This is a genomic window from Nostoc cycadae WK-1, from assembly GCF_002897135.1.
Lineage (GTDB): Bacteria > Cyanobacteriota > Cyanobacteriia > Cyanobacteriales > Nostocaceae > Nostoc_B.
Genome location: NZ_DF978426.1, coordinates 111617 through 135362, shown reverse-complemented (window position 1 = coordinate 135362; position 23746 = coordinate 111617). Strand labels below are relative to the sequence as shown.

The window sequence follows — 23746 nt, the reverse complement described above, 5'->3', positions numbered from 1 at the left end:
TAGACGATGAAACCAAACGTTAGGTAAGATTTCAAGACTTGTGTGTACACCGTAGCCGCAACAAGGAGAGGCTTTGATTCTTGCTTCACTTCCTTGTAGGGAATGGTTTGGCGGTTAGGTTTGAGAAAAAGTTGTAGATGGCGTTAAGTTCTCTTGGGATGGACTAGAAAGTTTATCCTACAAGAGAAAGGTTGTATTGCTTTTACATGAAAACTTGTGGCTTAACAATTAAAGAACTCACAGAAGCTGTGGGAGGTGGGATAACTCCCCGGATGGTACGACATTATCATCAATTGGGGCTATTGCCGCAACCAGTGCGATCGCCCAGTAACTATCGTCTTTACACTGAACAAGATGTGATTCGGCTGCAAAGAATTGTGGCGCTGAAGCAGCAAGGGTTCCAACTCAACCACATCCGCAATATTTTGGAGACGGAACCAGAAACCGAAAATCTTACCGCACAATTACAACAACAGTATTGGGCGATTATGCAGCAAATTGCCCAACTACGACAAACAGCCTCAGCCTTAGAAGGACTATTAGGACGCGATCGCCATTGTCAAATTATGCAGGCGGAAGTCCTCGCCCAACTGAAATTGTTAGAAGTCGAAACCCAAATTGGCTTAGGTGGACTGGAACAACTTTGGAGTGGTTTAGATGCCGAGGTACATACCCACTCAGAAGCATTTGCCGAATCGTTACAACGTTTGCTACCTGATTTATCTCACCGTTCGGAGATTGAACAACACCTAATTTACCAGTTGATTTTAGCCTGTGGTGATGTGAGTTTAGCATCCTTTGTGAGAGTGCATGGTGGTGCGATCGCGGCTAGTCGTCAAGCCTTATCTGCCAGTTGTGAGATTTTGGTTGATATTCCTACCGTTGCAGCAGCTTTAGATCAAACTAGATTAGCTCATTTGGGCTGTCGCGTCACGACTTTAATTAATAACCCCCACATCACCACCGCCACAGAGGCCGAACAGGAATTTTGGCAACATCAAGAATGGCAAGAAAAATTACAACAAGTTGCCAATGGCTGCATTTTAGTCATTGGTTATGCACCGTCAGTTCTCCTCGCCGCCTGTACCGCCATCAAAGAGCAAAAAATTCAACCAGCCCTAGTGATTGGAATGCCTATCGGCTTTAGTCATGCTCCCGCCGCTAAACGCCAACTTCTGCAACTAGAAATTCCGGCAATTACAGTTGAAGGAACTTTAGGCGGTGGTTTACTGGCTGCAACTACCCTGAATGCTTTGGTTGAGTCTTTAATTGAAAAGCCTGATTGTCATTGTTATTTATCAGGCAGTGGAGAGTAAGTACTGAGTACTGAGTAATTAACGGTAATAATATTTAATTTTTTCTCTCGCCTATTTTCTCCTTGGCGTGTATATTTTTGTGAAATAATCCTGGGCTAATTGGTAATAAATGTGTTAACTACATCGATATCGACAACAAGAAATAATTTAGATTTTAGAGTATGTCAGCTATTCAATGGTTGAAAAAATTAAACAGGCCATGAATAATAGCAAAAGTCAAGATAAAGTAAAACACAGTATAGATTCGTATACGTAGATTACATAATTTTAAAAGAAACTTGACACCAGATGTATAATTAGCGCGTCTCCTCCTGGATAACAAAATCACATTGAGGACTGGCCGGTTCGCTGTTTTCTGTACCTTGGATTAGGAGTATATGGGGCAACAACAAAAAAAAGATAGTGCGATCGTCAACCTGGCATTAACGTTAGCTTTAGCTACCACCCCTATGGCAGCGACTCTTTTTGTGTCAACATCAGTGTTGGCACAATCTGCCACTGACACTCCCTCTTTCTCACTGCCACAAACAGTGGAGAATGGATCTACGGTGCGTGTTGATGGTTCCAGTAGTTTGGCGCTGATCAACCAAAACCTCAAAGCAGGTTTTGAGAAACAGTTTGCTGGCACAAAAGTAGAAGTGGCTAACAACGGTACAGATGCGGCAATTAAAGCTGTACTTGAGGGAAAAACTGATATAGCGGCCATTGGGCGTGGTTTAACTCCTGAAGAAAAAGCCCAAGGTTTAGAACAAGTCCGCTTACACCGCGAGAAAATTGCCATCATCGTCGGTGAAGAAAATCCTTTTAAAGGCAGTTTAACTGATAAACAATTTGCCAGAATTTTCCGAGGTAAAAGTGTGACTGATTGGTCACAGTTGGGAGGGACAGCAGGCAAAATTAGAGTAATTGATCGCCCAGATACTAGTGATACCCGCCAAGCCCTCAACAACTACCCAGTATTTAAGGCAGCAAAATTTGCTACAAGTGATACAGCTACCAAATTAACCGAAGACAACACTGCCGAAATTGTCAAACAACTCGGCAAAGATGGCATTAGTTACGCCAGAGTCAATCAAATCAGCAAGTTACCTGGAGTGCGGGTACTGCAATTACATCAAGCCTTACCCAATGATCCGAAATATCCTTTCTCTCAACCTTTAGTTTACGTTTATAAAAAGAATCCTAGCCCCGCTGTCGCAGGTTTTCTCGGCTTTGCTTTAGCAAAACCAGGAAAACAAGCGATAGAAACAGCTAGAACAGAAGAAGCAGATGCGATCGCCAAAGGCGAATCTCCTACTCTGCTGTTAGCAGTCAACCCCCCATCGCCGCCAGAAGCCACACCTCAAGCTAGTGTTTCTCCCTTTACGACAGCAGTACCAGTCGCAACTACAGCCCCGACTGCAACAGCATCACAGCAACCACCTGCTTCCATCGCCCCAGCTGCAACAGGCGAACAGCAACCAGTAACTCCCGCTGCGAATAATCCCATTGCTCAAGGACAAATACCGCTGTGGTGGTTGCTATTACCAGTAGGTGTCATCGCTGGATTGCTGTTGTGGATGATTAGAACTAGTCCATCGGGTTCCCCAACAGCAGAAGACATCCCACCAGCAAATCCTCAGCCACCTGCACCAGAAATAGCCCCAGCAATGGAAACCACTGCTATCAGCGAACCTGTAGCAGAAGTTTCCCCGACTAAGTGGGCTAACGGCAATGGGTCTTACAATGGTGCTAACGTCCTAGAAGGTACTATCCCAGCTTCAACAACCGATGCAGCTGTAGCTATTGGTACAGGAGCCGTGATCGGTTCAATTATTGTCGGCAAAAACTCAGAAAACCATCAAGCTGAAGACAGTGGTTACGATCTCGGCATATCACCGTGGGATATGGAAGCACCAGCCGCAGTGGTCAATACTTCCTATCCGCCCATGATAGATAGGTCGAAAACAACCGCGAATTCAGAATCATCAACAATATCTGACCAGCAAGAGGCGACCCCTGCAACAGTCGAAGTTCCTCCAGAAATTACGCCAGTAGCAGCAGTTAATCAGACTGAGACAGAGACAAACGTAACTCTCGACTTGCCAGAAATTCCCGAAAACTCAATAGATGAGGATGATTGGGGTTTTGAACTGACTGAAGATGTCACAGAACAAGACTCGCAATTAGACCCGGAAATAGAGAAATTGAATTTTGTAGCAGATGCAGCAGAACCTGAGCTAGAACCAACAGAGGAGTTGATTGTGACCAATTCAGAAAGCTTACCAGGTGCAGGGATGGGAGACTGGTCAGGGATTAATCTACCAGAATCAGCAGGGCAAATACCAACTACTACCACAACAGAAATTTTAGCGATCGCCGACCCTCACAGCAGTGTCACTCTCACACCAAAAACTCATGATCTAGCTGATGTGACTTGGGAAATTTCCGCAACTGGTCAGCAAATAATTCACAATGCTGGGCTATCCCAATTTATTTTGCGGCTTTATGATGTCACCGATATTGACATGAGCTATCAGCAGCCCCACTTGGTGCAGCAGTATGAATGTGAAATCACTACATCTGGTGGCTCGGTGGCGATTCCTCAAACTGAACGCGATTACGTTGCAGCAATTGGTTATGAAACCGCAGATAACGGCTGGGTAACGCTGGCTCATTCTCAGATTGCGCGTGTCTTTGGCAGTGCTTATACCAATCCTAAAGCTGCTAATGTGGTGTTAGTTGATGAAACCAGCACTGTAACTTTGACACCTAGCTCTCATCAATTAGCCGATATTGCTTGGCATATTTCCGACACTAGCAAGCAAATGCTGCAAAATGCGGGAATATTCCAATTGGCTTTGCGGCTTTATGATGTCACCAACATTGACATGAGTTATCAGCAACCGCAATTAGTCCAGCAGTACGAATTTGATTTCGCCACATCTGCAAGCTCTGTGGGTATTCCCATAGCCGATCATGATTACATTGCAGAAATTGGCTACCTGATTGTGGGCGATCGCTGGGTTAGCATTGCTCGTTCTCCCATTGTGCGTGTCTTCAGCCCACTCTATACAGAAGATGAGCATCTACCAACGTTAGATCAGCCATCGCCCTCACCAATAGACAATAGTAGTATTACCTTGACATCACGCACACCTAAGTGGGCTTATGCTGCTTGGGAAATTTCCGAGACTCGCAAACAAATGCTGCAAAACGCTGGCATCTTGCAATTAGCATTGCGGCTTTATGATGCTACTGATATCGATATGAGTTATCAGCAGCCCCAATTGATTCAGCAGTATGAATGCGAAGAAATTACCCATGACCGCTATGTGGCAATTCCCACGAGCGATCGCGACTATATGATTGAACTCGGTTACGCTACAGAAGGCGATGGTTGGGTGACAATTGCCCGTTCTACTGCGGTTCGCATCTTCAGTCGCCCCCAACGCGATTTCTGGTTTGTCGCTGATGCAGAGTTAATCATCCACGGTGCAACCGAACCCAATGCTACTGTCAATATTGCTGGTAATCCCATCGCCCTTAAACCAGATGGCACATTCCACCTCCGCGTTCCCTTCTCAGAAAACTTGATTGACTATCTGATGACGGCGGTTGCTGCTGATGGGGAAAAATCCAAAACAATTCATAAAAAGTTCTCCCAAGAAGTGCCAGAAGCATAGTTGTTAAGAACAGGGAACAGGTAATCAGTCTGTTCCTGATTCTCTAAAACATCAATTCAAGTATCCTAGAATAACCTTTCCCTCAGCCCTTCTCCAGATTGGAGAGGGGCTGTATCGTTTTGCTCCGCCCATAAAAAAAGCTACAGTGTACACACAAGTAATATCTGCCAGGAATTACGCAAAATTAACGTAAATCTGTCATTACGAGCGATAGAGAAGAAATTTCCCCTGACGCTGGGATTCCTTCTCTACACTCCGTTCCGGTCGCAATGACATATCAGCGTTGCGGAAGTCCTAATATGCAAGGCTTTCAAGCTTTTTAGATCATTTAATTTGTGATTACGAATGTAGGGACGAGGAACGTTCGTGCAAGCATTCCCCCAGGGTAGGAATCGCCAGAACTACGAGATTATGCGATTGCTTCGTCGTTCCTCCTCGCAATGACAATATCGGCGTTGCGTAAGTCCTATAAAGGTCTATTTTTTGACAGTTTACCTTATAAATAACTTCTTTCAGAAAAATGAAAATTAAATGAAATTCTTCTATATCCAAAGATATATACAAAATTACAGTTCATTATTGATGCCTTTTTTATAAAAATGAAAATTAAACGAAATCTTTCTCTATCTAAAGATTTACATATCAAATATTGGAGCATTGATTCATAAATGTTGATTTATTTTCTTACAAAAATGAAAACTAGATGAAATTTCTCTATGCCTAAAGATAGATATATTAAATTGCGGCATATTATCAATATTAATTTCCTAAAAAATGAAAATTAGATGAAATTTTTATCCACCCAAAGAGCAATAAAATATTTTAATTCCTTCCAGATACTGTACTTTATTATTACTGTATGCTTAGTCATAGTAAAGTCTGATAAAATATGTAGTCTCTCCGAACAAATCGGTATTCAAACCTAATATATTGTTGCCTTATCTTGCCAGAATATAGCCGCCATTTTCATAAGATATAAGTTGAATTAGAAGTGAAAATCTGAAGATTGTTAGCAGCTAATCTAGTCTCAAAAGTATCTTATTGTTTAAACAAAGTTCTTGTGCAGTAGTATTTTTAGGCATTTATTGATATTTGCTGTAAACCTGAATAAGGGCAAATACTTATTACCATTTACGCTACACTAAACTTCAGATATTGAGAATGAAGCGTAATACTGATAGCAGGTATTTCAAAAAAAAAGGTGATTGCTTTTCACCAGCCCTCACCTTTGACTTAGTTAATGCGAGCCTTAATTATGCCACAAATATCAAACAATAATCCAGTCCCCTAAAATTATTTCAAATACAATATCCAGTCGATAAACTTGATATTCACTTAAGATGATAAATTGTTTGCTGTCAACAACAATAGCTAGGCGAAGGGTGCAACCTGTGAGTTAAGGCTCGGTTAATAAGCGTATGTTTGTGCAAAATCTTAACCTAATTACTGTATCTAAATTTGGCAATATTTGTTTAGTACAGTCTCCGTAAAATTTTCAAGTGCTAATAAAGCAATTATTAAATTATTAGTAAAGAGATGGAGAATCTACTGGTTATGTATTGTATCTTTTATTTATGTTGAAGTAGTGTATGTTTCTAATAGCGCAGCAGTACAAATCATCACTTAGTTGATGATTGACAGCCTTGTAAAAAGCAACTTTCCTATACAAACCTCAAAACTTATGAGAGAGCGAAACATCTTGAGGTTTACGCGTAAGCGTAAGCTTCCAACTTTGTTATTGATAGTATGTTGTTCATTTGCCCTTGCCATATTTTCGGCGGCTCTCTTCCCAGAGATCGGCTTGGCAAGTATCTTCTCTTCTGCTCCTATTGGTTCCAATGTGCCTGACGATGCTACATTACTGGCTCAACGGCAAACGGAGGTAACAGCCAATGTATTTGATGTCGCAGAGCCAGGCCCCGGAACCGTATTTACTCCAGCAGAGCGTGTCCCCCGGAAAAAGTTTGGTGTTGTAGGAACCTTCCCTCTAGGTCTGAAAGACTTGGATGCGTTGGTATATCCTTCGGCAACCAAAACACAACGTGAGGCTTTGGTAGAAGGGATAGCCTTCTTTACAACACCCCACCTTGCAGTAGAAGGTGCTGGGCCAATTGCCAACCAGCAGATGTGTTTGGGTTGTCACTTGAGTTCAGCAGAAGCAACACCCAACAGCCGAGTAGTGCGTGATGTTTCTAACGTATCCCGCGCGGCACGTTCGACACCAACTAACTTCAAATTCACAGCCCTTGACCCTGCTACCGGTGGTGGACGGGCTGCTGATAACCTCGATGCCATCAATAACACTGGACTAACAGCTGCCTTTACGACCTTCGGTGACTATAATCCCGCACAAAACATATTCGACCCTCTTGATGGGGTTGCTAGAGGTGGAGCTTCACCGCGCCTCGGTGGCTTTGTGCAACACACTCGTTTTTCCATCCCACAGTGTCTACCTGAGCGCATTCCGACAATTGCTGAAGACCCGAATCTACCTAATATTGACCCGGTAACAAAACTTAGTTCCCTTGGTTTCCGAAGAGGTGTGGTAGAGTTTGCAGGGCCTCCATATATTGGTCGTGGTTTGATGGAGGCTATTCCAACAAACGATATCCGACGCTTTGAAGATGAAGGTTCTGATACCCAAAGCATCCCCTCATCTCTCAACAATGCAACCATCTTTGCTTGTACAGGCGATTGTATTACAGGTAAAACCAACACTATTCCTACCCCTTCAGGGACTGCTATCACTGCTGGTTCAGCCTTTGCCGGTGGTGTAGGACGTTTCGGTTTGCGGGCTAATGGTGTAGAAATCCTTCAGTTTGTTGCTGGTGGTCTTCAAGGGGAAGTTGGTTTTACAAGCATTCTCAACCGTAATGAACCAACTGAATCTCCCACCAACCGAGGTCGTCCAGGATGTGATGATCCATACCCTGACACTCTAGAATCACACCTCAGCGTGCCATTGAGCGAACGAAACTTCTTACGGATGACGGCTCCTCCAGAATTTGGTGACACACTATTAGCTGTGTTGAATAATCCTACACGCTCTCGTCCTGCACAAAGCCCGGAAGGTCAAGTTAAGCGCGGAGCAGAGCTGTTTGGGATTGACTTAGTAGCCTTCTCTAACCGGATGATTCCAGGCCGCTTTCCCGGCAGTGGTGATGGTCGCGATCCTAATGCCATTAATCGGAACGATTCTATGGTAAGTTGTGCCAGCTGCCATATCCCAGTTCAAAGAACAGGACAATCACCAGCAACCACAACCAGAGATGGTGCAATTGTCGCGCAACATCTTAGCTATAAATGGGCGCCAATTTTCTCCGACCTACTTCTGCACAACGTACCGCAAATCGATGCAGAACGTTGGGCTTCTTTACCTCGTGACCCACTGGTTGTTAACAGACAATATCAACCAACTCTTTCCAAAGAGCAAGACGCTACTAATGCTGTAGGTCGCTCCTTCGCTACCTTTGATATTCCTCGCAACTTAGCTGGCGATGTATTTGCAAACGGTCAAGCCGCTGCTTTTGGTGATGAGTTCCGCACACCACCTCTGATGGGCTTGGGTAGAATGGGGCCTCCATTCTTACATGATGCTCGTGTGTACTTGAGCCGACTCACATTTAACACCAACCCTGCTGGTACTGTATTCACCAATAATCAAGTTACCAATGCGCCACTAGTAGTTCGTACTTTGGATGATGCTATCCGTGCAGCTATTGAGTTACATGACTTACCAGCGCCTGATGACAGTCGCACACCCGCGGGTGGCGGATGTCCAGTACCCCCAGGTGGTGCCGTAGGCAATATTTCTTATGGCTCTTCACCCAGTGACGTGATTTGTCCTCCTTACAATAGCGAAGTTTCTAGAACCCACCGCAGTGATGCGAAGGAAGTCATTCGTCGCTATCGTTCTTTAAGTCCATCTGACCAACAATCCATAATTGAATTCCTGAAAGAGTTATAAAATTTACACTCACCTAAATATTCCTAACTCTAACGGAATTTAATCATTGTTCATTTTGATAGTCAGAGGAGAGATGAGCAATGCTCACCTCTCCTTTTTTTTATTACATGGAATTGTAAAATTTATGGCAAATATCAATGGTACGAACGGCAATGATAACCTCATTGGCACAACGGGCAATGATATTATTAGTGGCTTGGCCGGGAATGATACCTTATTGGGCAATGGTGGCAACGACATTCTAGATGGTGGTGCGGGAAATGATAGCCTCAATGCGGCCACAGCAGTTGCCAGTTCCACAGGGAACAGTATCCTCAGAGGTGGAACAGGAGATGATTTTTTAAATATTACCCGTTCTACTGGAAATAACCTTTTAGAAGGTGGTGATGATAATGACACTCTACTAGCTATCTTTTCTACTGGAAATAACCTGTTGAGTGGAGGTGAAGGTGACGATATCATCGATATCAGTTCCTCTACCGGAGACAATCTGGTGGAAGGTAGTAATGGGAATGATGAGATTTATGCAGAACGAGTCGCCGGAAATAATAACCTATATGGTGGTGCAGGGAATGACTCCTTCTACATCAGCAACCCTGTGTCACAAGAGCCAAGTTCCACAACAGTCACTCAAATAGTTGATGGGGAAGATGGCGAAGACTATCTTTCAGTTGATTACAGCGATGCTGATGCAGCAATCTCCTCAACGTTCAATAGTGCAAGAAACATCGGCACAATCACAGCCGGCACAAATGAGGTTAGCTACAGCAACATCGAACGTTTGAACATTATTGGTACGCAGTTCAATGATTTCATCACGATTAGCAATGCGCGTTTAGATGACAGCATTGATGCAAGTGATGGAGACAACAACATTGCAGGTGAAGATGGCAATGACACAATACTAGCTTCCTTTACCACAGGAGATAATACCCTGAGTGGGGGTGAAGGTGATGACCTGATTGATATCAGTTCCTCTACCGGAAACAATCTGGTGGAAGGTGGTGATGGAAATGATGAAATTTATGCAGAGCGAGTCGCTGGAAATAATAGCCTATATGGTGGTGCAGGGAATGACTCTTTTTACATCAGCAACCCTGTGTCACAAGAGCCAAGTTCCACAACAGTCACTCAAATAGTTGATGGGGAGGATGGCGAAGACTATCTCTCAGTTGATTACAGCGATGCTGATGCAGCAATCTCCTCAACGTTTAATAGTGCGAGAAACATCGGCACAATCACAGCCGGAACAAATGAGATTAGCTACAGCAACATCGAACGTTTGAACATTATTGGTACACAGTTCAATGATTTCATCACGATTAGCAATGCGCGTTTAGATGACAGCATTGATGCAAGTGATGGAGACAACAGCATTGCAGGTGAAGATGGCAATGACACAATACTAGCTTCCTTTACCACAGGAAATAACACTCTGAGTGGAGGTGAAGGCGATGACCTGATTGATATCAGTTCCTCTACCGGAAACAATCTGGTGGAAGGTGGTGATGGAAATGATGAAATTTATGCAGAGCGAGTCGCTGGAAATAATAGCCTATATGGTGGTGCAGGGAATGACTCTTTCTACATCAGCAACCCTGTGTCACAAGAGCCAAGTTCCACAACAGTCACTCAAATAGTCGATGGGGAGGATGGCGAAGACTATCTCTCAGTTGATTACAGTGATGCTGATGCACCAATCTCCTCAACATATAATGCTTCAACTAACAGTGGCAGAATTACCGCAGGTACAAATCGGGTTAGCTACAGCAACATCGAAAGTCTAAATATTATTGGCACAGCCTACAGTGATAGCATTGTCGGCAGCAATGGCAATGATACACTTTATGGTGGTAGTGGTGGCAATGATCAGATCAATGGCGGTGCAGGTGACGATACTTTAAATGTTGACTATTCCATCGGCGATAACCTGCTGAATGGTGGCGCAGGAAATGATGTGGTTTCCGCTATTGGTGCTTCTGGTGAGAACAATCTTGATGGTGGAGTGGGTGACGATAGAATAATTGCGGATGATTCTACAGGCAATAACTTGCTGAATGGTTACAACGGCAATGATGAGCTTTATGCTATTGGTTCGTCTGGGAATAACACCCTCATTGGTGGTGCAGGTGACGATATCTTAAATGTTGACTATTCCACAGGGGATAACCTGCTGAATGGTGGTACTGGTGATGATTCTCTTTATGCTGTTGGTTCATCTGGAAATAACACCCTTAATGGTGGTGCTGGGAGAAACGCATTAATTGTGGATGATTCAACAGGTAATAACCTGTTGAATGGTGATAACGCTGATGATTTTCTCTCTGCTGATGGTGCATGGGGGAATAACACTCTTAACGGTAGATCTGGTAATGACATATTAATTGTGGATGGTTCCAGTGGCACTAATATCCTAAATGGTGACAATGGTAATGATTATCTGTCTGCTGATAGTTCGTCTGGGAGTAACACTCTGAATGGTGGTAATGGTAGCGACATATTAATCGTAGATAGTTCTAGTGGAAATAACTTACTCAATGGTGGTAGTGGGAATGATTATCTTTCGGCCGCTGGTGCTGTAGGTAATAACACCCTCGACGGTGGTATTGGCAATGATATTCTCACTGGTGGTATTGGCAATGATATTTTGATAGGTGGCCAAGGTAGAGATATTCTTTCAGGAGGTGGCGGTGCAAATACTTTTGTCTTTAATAGTTTCAATGAAGGTACTGACACTATTACTGACTTCAGCATCACTAATGACATCATTCAAATATCAGCAGCTGGTTTTGGTGGTGGTTTATTAGCAGGTTCGTTTTCGATTAGTCAGTTTACTTTAGGAACATCTGCAACTACCAGTGATCAGCGATTTATCTATAACAATACGACTGGTGCGCTGTATTTTGATCAAGATGGTAGCGCTGGTGGATTTAGACAGGTGCAACTGGCACAAATAATTGGTACGCCTTCATTGAATGTTAGTAATTTTGTGATTGTTTGACAAAATAAATGATTCGTTAGTTATTTGGCACATTTGAAATAGTTCAGCAACCCAAGGTTACGCTATAGCGTAACCTTTTTATATTGTGTTCGGTAAAAGACGGCTTTTTGAAACCGCAGAGAGCGCAGGGAAGAAGACTATAAAGGCAGCCGGATTGTAAATGTGCTACCCAAACCAGATTGACTTTGAACGTGAATAGTGCCTTTGTGTGCTTGAACGATCGCTAAAGCAATGGCTAAACCCAAACCAGAACCACCAGAACTACGAGAGCGATCGCGATCTATTCGATAGAACCGATCAAAAATTCGCTGTTGATGTTCGAGCGCAATCCCAATTCCGGTATCTTGGACTTTAATAATGGCGTAAAGCTCACTATCTTCTAAAAAAATGATAACTTTTCCCCCACTAGATGTTGCTTGAATTGCATTGATCATTAAGTTAGAAATTAACCGATAAAGTTGTTCTTCATTTCCTTGAACATAAACTTTTTTTGTAACCAATATCTGACCAGAAAGATTGACGTGATGCTCTACTGCTAAAAATGCTAACTCCTCAATTAAATCGCTAATTAAGTCATTTAAACAGCAAAGCTGATATTCTCTGGTTATTTGTTTTTGATCTATCCTTGTCAATAGCAATAAATCACCAACTAATTGTGATAGGCGATGATTTTGGCGTTTGAGAACATCTAAAGTGCCATTATTAGATTTTTGTTCCGGCTGTAACTTAATAGCAGCTTCAATAGTAGAGTGCATTGCGGCTAAAGGTGTACGGAATTCATGGGCTGCATCAGCAGTAAATTGTTGCATCTGTTGATAGGAACTATACACAGGCTGCATTGCCCTTTCTGCTAACCACCAACTAGATAAAGCAACCAAAATCAGGGAAATTGGCAATCCTAAAATCAAAGTTAATCTCAAATAAGCAACATGTTGCTCCAAATCAGTAATACTCCGTGCTACTTGGAGATAACCAGAAATTTGGTTGTTAGTATACAAGGGTAAAGTGATTTGGCGGTAATGAGTCCCAAAAGCATCAGTAATAATTTGCCACTTTTGTGACGATAAGGTAATTTGTGAATTATCAAATTGTATATCTGTACTTGCAAAGACTTTTTGTGAACTATCTAATAAGCGTATATAGTAATTAACCTGATTACCTGCTTCCTCTATTGGTTGTTGAATAATTGTTGTTTTCGGCAAACAGTTTGTCGGATTTATACATAATTCTAAGGAAAGTTCTTTAGCTAGTTCTTGTAAATGTCCAGGTTGTTGCCAAGCAGGTTCAATGCTTTTATGGAGTGCCTTGGCTACTGATTTTAATCCCTGGTCTATAGTTTCATAATAAGTATGGGCAACCACAGTATAAACTCCTAAGCCAGACAACCCTAAAATACTACTCATAACTAGGGTATACCAAGCTGCTAATCTCAATCTAGTTTCGGAGAAAATAGGATTACGTTTCATATTAATTAACTGCCTATTTCTGTTACCGGAATATTGAGACGATAGCCAACACCATAAATAGTTTCTATCAAAGCTTCGCTATCTTCTTCTCCTAATTTACGTCTCAATAAACGAATTTGCGCTGCTACTACATTGCTGACTGGCGCTGCACCAATTTCCCAAAGTTGATTAATAATCTGGTCGCGGTTGATAATTTGGTTAGGATGTCGCATAAAATATTCTAACAATTGAAATTCTTTGATAGTTAAAGTTAATATTTGCTTTTCACCATTAGGATATAGGCGAGTTAGTTCATGAGTGTTGTAATTAAGTGTCAGATAACCTATTTGTAAACGTCGAGTTTGGACTTGGGGTATAACCGATATGCCTGTGTAAGCAGCCCGTCTTTGTAAGGCTCGCAATCTTGCCAGCAGTTCTGCCATGTCAAAAGGTTTAACTATATAATCATCTGCACCGCTATCTAGACCAATAATTTTTTCTTCCATCCGGTCTTTAGCAGTTAGCATCAACACAGGTAGAGTTAATTGGCGCGATCGCAACCACTTACACAACTCTATCCCAGAAACTCCAGGCAGCATCCAATCAAAAATTCCTAATGTGTACTCTGTCGAGCCATCTTTTAGAGATTGCCATGCTTGAGTCCCATCCAAAAACCAATCCACTACATACGCCTCATGACTGAGAACTTGTTTAATTGCTGCACCTAAATCTGTTTCATCCTCAACTAATATCAATCTCATAGTCAACCAATGCTCAAAACTTGCTTTAAATTATTCTAAATTTCTGCCATGTAAATTTTTATCTTGAGATAGATATGTTTATGAAAAATTTTGTTTAAAATTTTTTATCAAAATTATTTAATTTTAGGATATTACTTTGGTTAATAATCTTCGTAACCGCTTCAGAGAGTTCAAGAAAAAAAGGGTTGAACCTTTAGAAATACAACAGCTTGTGGCTGAATTTTTTGAAGAATCGACTCCTAATAATACATATTTAATTTTAATTATTGGTTCTTGTGCGATCGCTACATTTGGGCTACTCTCCAATAGTACGGCGGTAATTATTGGCGCGATGATTATTGCCCCTTTAATGTTGCCAATTCGGGCTTTAGCTTTTGCTGCATTGGTAGGCAATGTCAACTTATTTCGTCAAGGTACAATAGCAATTTTATTCGGCACCTTATTAGCTCTGTTAATTTCTTATAGTATAGGTTTGCTAGTTAATTTACCAAGTTTTGGTAGTGAAATTTTATCTCGCTCTAAACCTACCTTGCTGGATTTAGGAATTGCCGTTGCCGCAGGTGGTATTAGTGGTTACGCAAAGGTAAATTCAAAAATATCTGCTAGTGTTGCAGGTACAGCAATAGCTGTTGCCCTGATGCCGCCAATTTGCGTTATTGGCTTAGGTCTAGCAAAATCTGATTGGTCGCTGAGTTTAGGTGCAACTTTGCTCTACCTAACGAACCTGTTAGGCATTAGTCTTGCCTGTATGTTGACATTTTTATTCACTGGCTATTCTCCTTTCCGTCGCGCCCGCAAAGTACTTTTATGGGCGTTGTCTTTGACAGGGGTTTTACTTATTCCTTTAACTGTGAGTTTTAGCGAATTATTTAGACAAGCACAACTCGAAACTTCGTTGAAAAGAGCTTTGTTAAATCGCACCGTAACTTTTCAGCGTTTGGAACTACTAAAAACTGATACTAATTGGCTAACTAATCCGCCCCAAGTCCGCTTAAGTGTTCGCGCCCAAAAACCTGTAACATCCAAGCAAGTGCGTCTTTTAGAAGCATTTCTTAAAAAAGAAATGGGTCAAGTTTTCACCTTAGTTTTTGAAGTTAGTCAAGTTGAAGAAGTAAGGAGAGAAAACTCTATTGCTCCTGATAAAATACCAAAAAAAAGTAATCCAGCAAAATTTTAATCATCCTATTTATAGACTACAAAAACTTACTAGAGATGGAATTAAATAATAGGAGTTTTTCTTATTATCAGCAATGCTGATCATTAAGCAACTATCATGAATGCAGATATATCCGCACTCTGGAATCAAATCCAGGGAATGATTAACGGATTGATTGTTTTGCTACCGAATATTGTGCTGGCGTTGATTGTATTTACAGTCTTCTTTGTTGTAGCTAGAGAAATTAAGAGATTGGTGAAACGCTTGACACGCGATCGCCACCAAGCTAGAAACTTAGGATTAGTACTAGGACGCTTGGCACAAGGTACGATACTATTACTAGGACTATTTGTTGCTTTGTCGATTGTAATTCCCACATTCCGTGCTGGTGATTTAGTACAACTACTGGGGATTAGTGGTGTAGCGATTGGTTTTGCTTTTCGAGATATCCTGCAAAACTTCTTGGCGGGGATTCTAATTTTATTAACAGAGCCATTCCGCATTAATGATCAAATAGTTTTTAAAGATTTTGAAGGAACTGTAGAAAATATCGAGACACGCGCGACAACAATTAGAACTTATGATGGTCGCCGCATTGTAATTCCCAATTCAGAATTGTTCACTAATTCAGTGACTGTAAACACAGCTTTTGAAAATCGGCGGCTTCAGTATGATGTCGGTATTGGCTACGGTGACGATATTGATCGAGCTAAGGAATTAATGCTACAAGCATTGCATAGTGTCCCGGAAGTATTGCCAGAACCAGCACCCGATGTTCTCGTTATGGAACTTGCGGAAAGTACTGTCAATATCCGCGTTCGCTGGTGGATAAAACCGCCGCGACGTGCAGATGACCTCACCTCACGAGACAAGGTGCTGACTGCAATTAAGAAAACTTTGGTCGCCAACGGCATTGATTTACCCTTTCCCACACAGCAAATTTTACTTCACGACCAAACAGAAGAAACCGATGGAAATCGCTCTCGTCAGCGAGAAGGCTGGCCTGCTGGTAGAAGTGAAGTTCCCAAACCTCGCCCGATGAGCGATTCATATCAGATGTTTGCCCAAATGCAAACACAGAAAAATGATCACAATAATGGCAAGATTTGATAGTAAATATTCTGTTTAATTTGAATACTTTTATGACATTAGAATCTGCTGCGGGTGAAGTTGTAATTGCAGAACAACTTAAGCAATTTCTGTTAGTACTTTCTGTCTCTTTAGGTGTAGCAACACTACCACAAATTTTTAGTTGGTTGCGCCGCATTCCTTATACACTGCTACTAGTCATAGTTGGATTAGGGTTGGCATTCGTAAATGTACGATTGGTAAATCTCTCTCCTGCATTAATTCTCGTAATTTTCCTGCCACCTTTACTATTTGAAGCTGCTTGGAATTTGAAATGGTCAGACTTAAAGCGGGATTTATTACCTATTTGTTTGTATGCAGTGATTGGGGTAATCATTTCGATTGCCGGGATGGCATTTGGTCTGCATCAATTAGCTGGTATTGAACTAAATATTGCGCTTTTAATTGGAGTTAGTCTATCAGCAACCGATCCAGTTTCAGTAACAGCTTTGTTTCGGGAACTAGGAGCAAGCAAACGTCTGACAACACTGATGGAAGGGGAAAGTTTATTTAATGATGGTATGGCGGTTGTGGCTTTTGGTTTATTAGTTGCCTTGCCTTTAGGCACTGCCAAATTAGATTTACAATCTGCTGTATTAGAATTTTTTCAGGTGGTAGGTATTGGTATCGGCGTTGGCGGATTAACGGGATTTGGTATTTCTTACCTTACACAACGTTTCGATTTACCATTAGTAGAACAGTCACTCACCTTAGTTTCAGCCTACAGTACTTATTTAATTACAGAACATTTGGGTGGTTCGGGAGTCATTGGTGTAGTTACGACGGCTTTAATTTTAGGTAACTTTGGTTCGCGCATTGGTATGAACCCGCGTACACGCATTATTGTGACTGAGTTTTGGGAATTTTTGGCTTTTTTTGTGAATTCGATTGTGTTTCTGTTAATTGGTGATCAAATTCACTTTGCGGTATTAGGAAATAACCTCAAAACTATTGCAGTCACAATTACTGCGATGACTTTGGCAAGAGCGATATCTATTTATGCTTTAAGTAGTATTAGCAACTGGTTGACTAAATCGGAAATTCCCTTAGCTGAACAAGCTGTATTGACTTGGGGTGGATTACGTGGCTCTGTTTCTATAGCTTTGGCTTTCAGTGTACCAGCTATATTTACGCAAAGAGAAGAAATTATTGCGACAGTATTTGGAGTAGTTTTATTTACATTGTTAGTGCAAGGTTTAAGCACCCAAACATTATTAGAAAAATTACATCTTTTAGGTTCGCAACCATTACGTCAACAATACATGGAAGCGATTGCGCGTCAAGTTGCTCTCCAGCGATCGCTAGAATATTTAGAGACAGCACAAAAGCGTCCTGGTATTACCCTAGAGTTTTATAAATATCAAAAAACTTTGATTACTGGAGAAATCAATTTATTGCAAGAAATAATTGACAAATTACTAGATGAATACCCAAATTTGCAAGAGTTTACAACTGAGGAATTATGCGGGGAACTATTGGCTATCGAAGCTGATACATACGCTGAGTTTGTTCGTGCAGGGAAGTTAAATAAAGAACTTTCACCTTTTTTGCAAACAAATCATGATAGTAATTATTCAGAATAAGTATTTTGTGTAACTTCCAAATAAATATGTTCTAAACGCACAGGCTGACGCGCGATCGCCTCAAGTTTTATACCTTCAAATCTGGCAATAATTTCTTTTAATTCTAGTGGTTCTGGTAGCCAAAAAGCTAACTCATTACCATAATATTTAGCAGTAAAATTATATTCTTGAGCGCGGGCGATCGCTTGTTCTTTTTGGGAAGTTTGTACTACTACAATTTCGGCGGCAGGAATTAAGTTACGCAACTGAGCTAAACTACCTTCAGCCAAAATTTGCCCATTTTTGAGAATACCGATTCTATGACAAAGACGTTCGGCTTCCTCTAATAAATGCGTCGTCAATAAAATACTAATTCCCTGGTTACTCAACTGCCGAATTAACTCCCAAATCTCGTACCGAGATTCAATATCTAACCCGGTAGTTGGTTCATCTAAAATGACTAACTTTGGTTGATGCACTAATGCAACAGCAATATTTAACCGTCGCTGCATTCCACCGCTGAGAGTTTCTACAGGACTTTTCGCCCTATCTAATAAATTTACCGCCGCCAGAGTTGTTTGTATTTGTTCTTGACGAATTTTTCTATCTAATCCATAAATATCAGCAAAAAATTTTAAATTCTCTTCACAAGTCAGAGTTTTGTACAATAAATTTTCTTGCGGGGCAATGCCAATAATTTTTTTGGTTGCATCGGAAATTGGCTGCTGATTAATTATCACATCACCACTATCAGCTTTGAGTAAGTTGCAGATAATATTAATTGTGGTTGTCTTACCAGCGCCATTTGCACCAAGTAAACCATAAATTTCTCCTGGTTCTATATGTAAGCTTAAATCTTGTAATACTTGTCTTCTAGAGTAAGATTTATTGAGATTTTTAATTGTTAACATATTTTTATTTTCTCTGTTGAAACTATTAAATAGGAAATATCAATTTTCAATAATTAGCAATTAAAAACATTCACAAATATTTTAACCACTTGCTAGGATGCTTTGCCTTATAACCCTTAAACCAACTACAAATAGGGTAAAGTAGAACTATCATGATTATCCAAAAATTGTAGAGCATTGGTAAATCATATCCATAATCAGCAGGCATTAGGGAAGAAGCGATAAAAGGCATAATAATTGCTTTTAATCCATATTTAGGGAAGGCCAGCAAAATAGCCATCAAATGGAGCAGCCAAATATGAACTATATAAAAAAATAGAGGAACCTGACCAAATAAAACTAGCGGTTTAAAAATTCTAAATCTGTGCTTTTCAAAAAGGTAAAGTAAGAGCGCTGCTAGACCTAATGTGATTAACAAATAAAGTAATGAAGGTGGATATTTCTGACAGTTAATAAACGATAATATGGTAAACGAGAAATTATTCTGTACAGTCCAAGGGGAAGGATCGCCATATATATTTAAAGCGCGGAGAATTACGAAGCCAGTAATTAAACCCAGTCCTAACCTGAGCAAAAATCGCTGCCGATAACTTTTTTCCTGCTTCAGCACTATCCCAAAGGCATAACCTGTTGCCATCACTCCAATCCAAGGAATCAGGGGATAGCTAATGATCAAACTTTTATTAGCAAAAGGCATAAGCATTTTGGGTTCATGAAGTATTACCCAAAACCAACCCCATCTTCCTAATTGTTCAGCATGGATATGATCAAATAAATTATGTCCACATATCAGCACAATTCCAACAGTGGCTATCAGAGGAATTGGCATTCTAATTAATGCGGCTAAAACAACCATTGACCAACCAATTGCCCAAAGTACACCCGCAGCCGAAAAAGAGTAGGTAGGTTCAAATATCCAGCCAAAACGTACCACTGTTAACTCTAGAAACACTAACCATAGTCCCCTAATTATCAGATAGCGTGATAATTCTAGCTTTGTTTGAGGTCGATTTTCAAAATAAAGATAGGCTCCTACCCCAGCTAAAAATATAAATGTGGGAGCGCACAAATGAGTTAACCAGCGGGTAAAAAATAAAGGTATATTTGTCTGTGTTAAGTCTGTAGGACGGAAGCGAACATTAGTGAAAAAAATACGCACATGATCTAATACCATCAGCACCATTACTAGCCCACGCAACATATCTATTGAGATGATTCGCTTGGTTGGCAATTGCTCAGAATTAGAATTTGTAATTGAAGAATCCATAGTTTATTCAATGTTTGTCAAAATAATTATGATTTTTCCCTATTTATAATCTTCTCTCTACTAGTAACATACGGCGATAAGATAACCATCCACCAATAATCATCACCAAAGTAAATACCACTAAAAACCAAAAGTGTGGTGCAATATCACCAATTTGTTTACCTTTAGTTGAAACCCCTACAAATGCCTCATTCATGTGATAAATTGGGTCATATTTAGCAATATTAATTAAACTTTTGGGAAACAATGAGCTTGGTAAAAAGGCTCCACCTAAGATTAATAAAGGTACGCCAAATGCAGCGACTAAAGCATTCACATCTTCAATTCGCCTAGCTAATTGCGTGCCTAAAATAAACCCTAAGCCTACATAAGCGGCAATACTCATCAAAATAATTATGAATCCTAAAAAAATAGAACCTTTAAATGTAGCACCCCAAAAAGCAGCAACGGTATAAACTAGGAAAGTTTGTCCTAAGCCAATGCAACTATGAGCTAAAAAAATTCCTAAAAAATAGGATATACCACTCAAAGGCGAAAGAAACAGGCGTTTGAGGGTTTGCTGTTCTCTTTCTGCAACGACAGTGGCGACGCTACCACCCAAACAACTAAAAAATAGTGCAGCACCCACTAATGTTGAAGGTGCAGTATATTCAAAAGCTGTGTTGATTGGTAGTTTTGCACGTTCTGCCAAAATAAACGCACCCAAAATTAATACGGAAATTGGAAAAATACTCCAAAAAATCAGGCTGCGGCGGCGACGTAATAATTCAATGAGAATGCGTTGAGTGACAGCTATGGTTTCGCGCCAATATTTCATCTGAGGAAGTCTCCAGTATTGTGTACTCTTGACAATTTCTGCCATTCTGGCAAAATAAATCCGTTCGGGACTTAGCACGGTGAGAAAAAAATACCCTTAACAATACAATCTGCGAACTCACAGTTATCATTTCACGACTGTGTTGTGTGTGAAAAGTTAATTTTGTAACCAATGCGCCAAATACCTAATTTGCTGGAATCATCTACTATCTCCCGTCGTACACTGCTGAAGTTGTTCGGGGTCGGTACAGTTGCAGGAGTCACAGGATATTCGCGGTTTACTAAGCCAAAACCAACGGTATTTCAAAAAGATACTCTCGACTTACCACAAATATTAAATCAATCCAAAACTGTTGTTGTGATTGGGGGTGGTTTAGCTGGTTTAGCTTGTGCTTACGAATTGAGTCAGCGGGGATTTATTGTCACACTATTAGAAAAATCTCCTCAATTGGGTGGCAAAATCGCTAGTTGGCAAATAGAAGCGGCTGGGGAAACTTTTATGATGGAACATGGGTTTCATGGCTTTTTTCCTCAGTACTATAATCTGAATAGTTTAGTAGCAGAATTAGGGATAACTAATAATTTTCAATCGTTGAATTTTTATTCTGTTGTTTATCAGGATTCTCATTACAAACCAGAGATATTTCGCCCCAGTAGTTCGGCTTTTCCTTGGAATATTATAGATTTAGCGATCGCATCTCCAAATCGCTTCCGTTGGGGCATAAATTTAACTAAAATCAAACATCTGCAAGTTTTTCAAGCTATCACAGGCTTTCAAAGAGAAAAAAATTATCAGCGATTTGATAATATATCTGTTGCTGATTGGGTAGAAACAGAATTCCCTCAAGGTTTATACGATTTATATTTTCTGCCTTTTGCTAAATCTAGCTTGAATGCACCAGATTTAATGAGTGTGGGAGAATTAATGCAGTTCTTCCATTTTTACTTTTTTGGCAACCCTGAAGGATTAGCTTTTAATGGGACAAAAGACGATATGGGGACAAGTTTAGTCCAACCCATTGCTCAGGCAATTAAGCAACAAGGTAGTAAAATTATCACCGATGCAACTGTAACTGAAGTGGTAGCTGTAAATGGAAAAATTGATGGGTTAAAATATAACGCTGGTAGTAATCAAACTGCGGCACCGTTTATAGCCAAACAAAATACTGCGATCGCAGATGACAAGATAGAATATTTTGGCGCGGCTGATGAGGTCTTTGCTTTACCATCAGGCTCTCAAGAAGTAATTTCTCTTACCTGCACTCATCAAGGTTGCACTGTCCAAAAAGCTGAAGATGGAAAGTTTTTGTGTCCTTGTCATGGAGCAGTATTTTCTGCGGATGGTAAAGTTGTTAAAGGGCCTGCTAAACGAGATTTAGCTAAGTTTAAAGTATTGCAAAGACAAGGTGATGAGGTACAACTAGTAGCAGCAAATCAAGAGTTAGCATTACCCGAAAAACTCCAAGCCGACTATTATGTTTTTGCTACTGATGTTCCCGGAGTGCAGAAATTATTTCAGCGCGTCAGTGGCGATATTGATACTACAGTAAAAAGTCAAGTAGAAAATTTGAGTATTGCTGATCCATTCGCTGTGTGTCGCTTTTGGTTTGACCGCGATTTTGAGTGGCAACAAAGTAATTTTACTTCTTTATCTGGATACAGGTTAACAGATAGTATTACTCTGTATCATCGCATTCAACAACAGTTTATTGAGTGGTCACAAAATACTGGTGGTAGTGTTATCGAGCTACACGCTTACTGTTATAAAGAAAAAGACTTTCCCACCCAGGAAGCTTTGATTCATACTTTTGAACAAGAACTTTATGCCATTGTTCCAGAGTTAAAACAAGCTAAAATATTACACAGAGAATTAGTTAATCAACATAATTTTTCGGGATATCCACCTAATAGTTATGCCACACGTCCCGAAACAAAGACGAATATTTCTAACTTAATATTTGCTGGTGATTGGGTGAAAATGCCTTTTCCCTGCGGTTTAATGGAACGTGCTGTGAGTAGTGGTTTATTAGCAGCTAACGAAATTTTATACCAGGAAGGTTTGCAAAGGCGATCGCTATTTTCTGTCAATCCTGAAGGGTTATTGCAAATATAAACTTTTCCCAGAAGACGTAGCTACTATTTTTTCCTCATAGAAGCTACGTCTTTGTTCTCTGTTACCTAGCTTAACAAGCAATTTCACAACTCATTGAGGATTGCTATATTGGATTCAGTAAATTTTCATACCAACAAAATAAATGAATAAGATGGGATTGGTAGTTGCAGCAGTTCTTACTATGTCACCATTGACGTTAGGACTAGTAAAAGATGTACAAGCTGCTGTGAAGGAGCAAGTAAAATCAGCGCCAGCTAATCAACCAGAACAATCTGTACAAAGAACTTTTACTAGCCTAATAAATGCCATTGAACAAAAAAATTACAATAAGTTTATCTCTCAAGGAAATGCAGCGTTTAAAGAAGGCCTTACACAACAAACATTTACACAAGTTAGTGGACAATTAGCACCTCGGTTCAATAAAGGGTATTCGTCCGTTTTTTTAGGAAAACTGAATCAGCAAGGCTATCAAGTCTACTTATGGAAATTAACTTTTAAAGATGGCAGTGATGATATCTTAGCCAGACTTAGCCTCAAAGCTGGAAAAGTCGGTGGATTTTGGCTGAATTGAGGAACTTCCAGCAAAAAAATCCAACTAAATATTTAGTGCTTTACCGTTTTATGCTGAAGATGGGTAA

Annotated in this window: 14 protein-coding genes; 9 read left to right on the top strand and 5 right to left on the bottom strand. The window is 40.5% G+C overall.

The annotated features are described in order from the left end of the window. The first annotated feature begins 206 nt into the window (after window positions 1–206). The 4 genes from NCWK1_RS10220 (at window position 207) to NCWK1_RS10200 (ending at window position 11949) form a co-directional block, all read left to right on the top strand. The gene (locus NCWK1_RS10220; protein WP_103124636.1) at window positions 207–1316 is read left to right on the top strand and encodes a precorrin-8X methylmutase; all 1110 of its coding nucleotides are present in this window, start codon (window positions 207–209) and stop codon (window positions 1314–1316) included. A 377-nt stretch (window positions 1317–1693) separates the two neighbouring features. Then, complete coding sequence (locus NCWK1_RS10215) at window positions 1694–4981, top strand: DUF4912 domain-containing protein (RefSeq protein ID WP_103124635.1); 3288 nt, start codon at window positions 1694–1696, stop codon at window positions 4979–4981. 1801 nt (window positions 4982–6782) lie between these two features. Further along, a complete protein-coding gene (locus NCWK1_RS10205; protein WP_146033973.1) occupies window positions 6783–8948 on the top strand; it encodes a cytochrome c family protein in 2166 nt (721 codons plus the stop codon). Window positions 8949–9072: 124 nt separating this feature from the next. Beyond that, window positions 9073–11949, top strand: coding sequence for a beta strand repeat-containing protein (locus tag NCWK1_RS10200; protein ID WP_187308111.1), 2877 nt, complete (start codon window positions 9073–9075; stop codon window positions 11947–11949). A gap of 137 nt (window positions 11950–12086) precedes the next feature. Here NCWK1_RS10200 and rppB read toward each other — a convergent pair whose 3' ends face one another. Both rppB and rppA read right to left on the bottom strand, forming a co-directional pair. Then, window positions 12087–13415: a two-component system sensor histidine kinase RppB gene (gene rppB, locus NCWK1_RS10195; RefSeq protein WP_103124631.1), complete on the bottom strand. Its 1329-nt coding sequence runs from the start codon at window positions 13413–13415 to the stop codon at window positions 12087–12089. A 5-nt stretch (window positions 13416–13420) separates the two neighbouring features. Next, window positions 13421–14155: a two-component system response regulator RppA gene (rppA, locus tag NCWK1_RS10190; protein ID WP_103124630.1), complete on the bottom strand. Its 735-nt coding sequence runs from the start codon at window positions 14153–14155 to the stop codon at window positions 13421–13423. Window positions 14156–14291: 136 nt separating this feature from the next. Between rppA and NCWK1_RS10185 the strand changes: the two genes are divergently transcribed. The 3 genes from NCWK1_RS10185 (at window position 14292) to NCWK1_RS10175 (ending at window position 18022) form a co-directional block, all read left to right on the top strand. Beyond that, the gene (locus tag NCWK1_RS10185) at window positions 14292–15332 is read left to right on the top strand and encodes a TIGR00341 family protein (RefSeq protein WP_096575280.1); all 1041 of its coding nucleotides are present in this window, start codon (window positions 14292–14294) and stop codon (window positions 15330–15332) included. 96 nt (window positions 15333–15428) lie between these two features. Beyond that, a complete protein-coding gene (locus NCWK1_RS10180) occupies window positions 15429–16421 on the top strand; it encodes a mechanosensitive ion channel family protein (protein WP_096575278.1) in 993 nt (330 codons plus the stop codon). 32 nt (window positions 16422–16453) lie between these two features. Further along, complete coding sequence (locus NCWK1_RS10175; RefSeq protein WP_103124629.1) at window positions 16454–18022, top strand: cation:proton antiporter; 1569 nt, start codon at window positions 16454–16456, stop codon at window positions 18020–18022. On the opposite strand, the gene NCWK1_RS10170 is transcribed toward NCWK1_RS10175, so the two are convergent. The 3 genes from NCWK1_RS10170 to NCWK1_RS10160 all read right to left on the bottom strand — a co-directional run bounded on the left by NCWK1_RS10170 (window position 18010) and on the right by NCWK1_RS10160 (window position 20996). After that, window positions 18010–18912 carry an ABC transporter ATP-binding protein gene (locus NCWK1_RS10170; protein WP_103124628.1) on the bottom strand — a complete coding sequence of 301 codons (903 nt, stop codon included), beginning with the start codon at window positions 18910–18912 and terminating at the stop codon, window positions 18010–18012. The genes NCWK1_RS10175 and NCWK1_RS10170 overlap by 13 nt on opposite strands. A 70-nt stretch (window positions 18913–18982) precedes the next feature. Continuing rightward, window positions 18983–20179 (bottom strand): acetyltransferase domain-containing protein, encoded by a 1197-nt coding sequence (locus tag NCWK1_RS10165; protein WP_103124627.1) that lies wholly within the window; start codon window positions 20177–20179, stop codon window positions 18983–18985. Between the two features lie 43 nt (window positions 20180–20222). Further along, window positions 20223–20996 (bottom strand): ABC transporter permease, encoded by a 774-nt coding sequence (locus NCWK1_RS10160; RefSeq protein WP_103124758.1) that lies wholly within the window; start codon window positions 20994–20996, stop codon window positions 20223–20225. Between the two features lie 171 nt (window positions 20997–21167). Between NCWK1_RS10160 and NCWK1_RS10155 the strand changes: the two genes are divergently transcribed. Continuing rightward, window positions 21168–23108 (top strand): FAD-dependent oxidoreductase, encoded by a 1941-nt coding sequence (locus NCWK1_RS10155; protein ID WP_103124626.1) that lies wholly within the window; start codon window positions 21168–21170, stop codon window positions 23106–23108. Window positions 23109–23289: 181 nt separating this feature from the next. Next, window positions 23290–23679, top strand: coding sequence for a hypothetical protein (locus NCWK1_RS10150; protein WP_245894872.1), 390 nt, complete (start codon window positions 23290–23292; stop codon window positions 23677–23679). Window positions 23680–23746 lie beyond the last annotated feature (67 nt).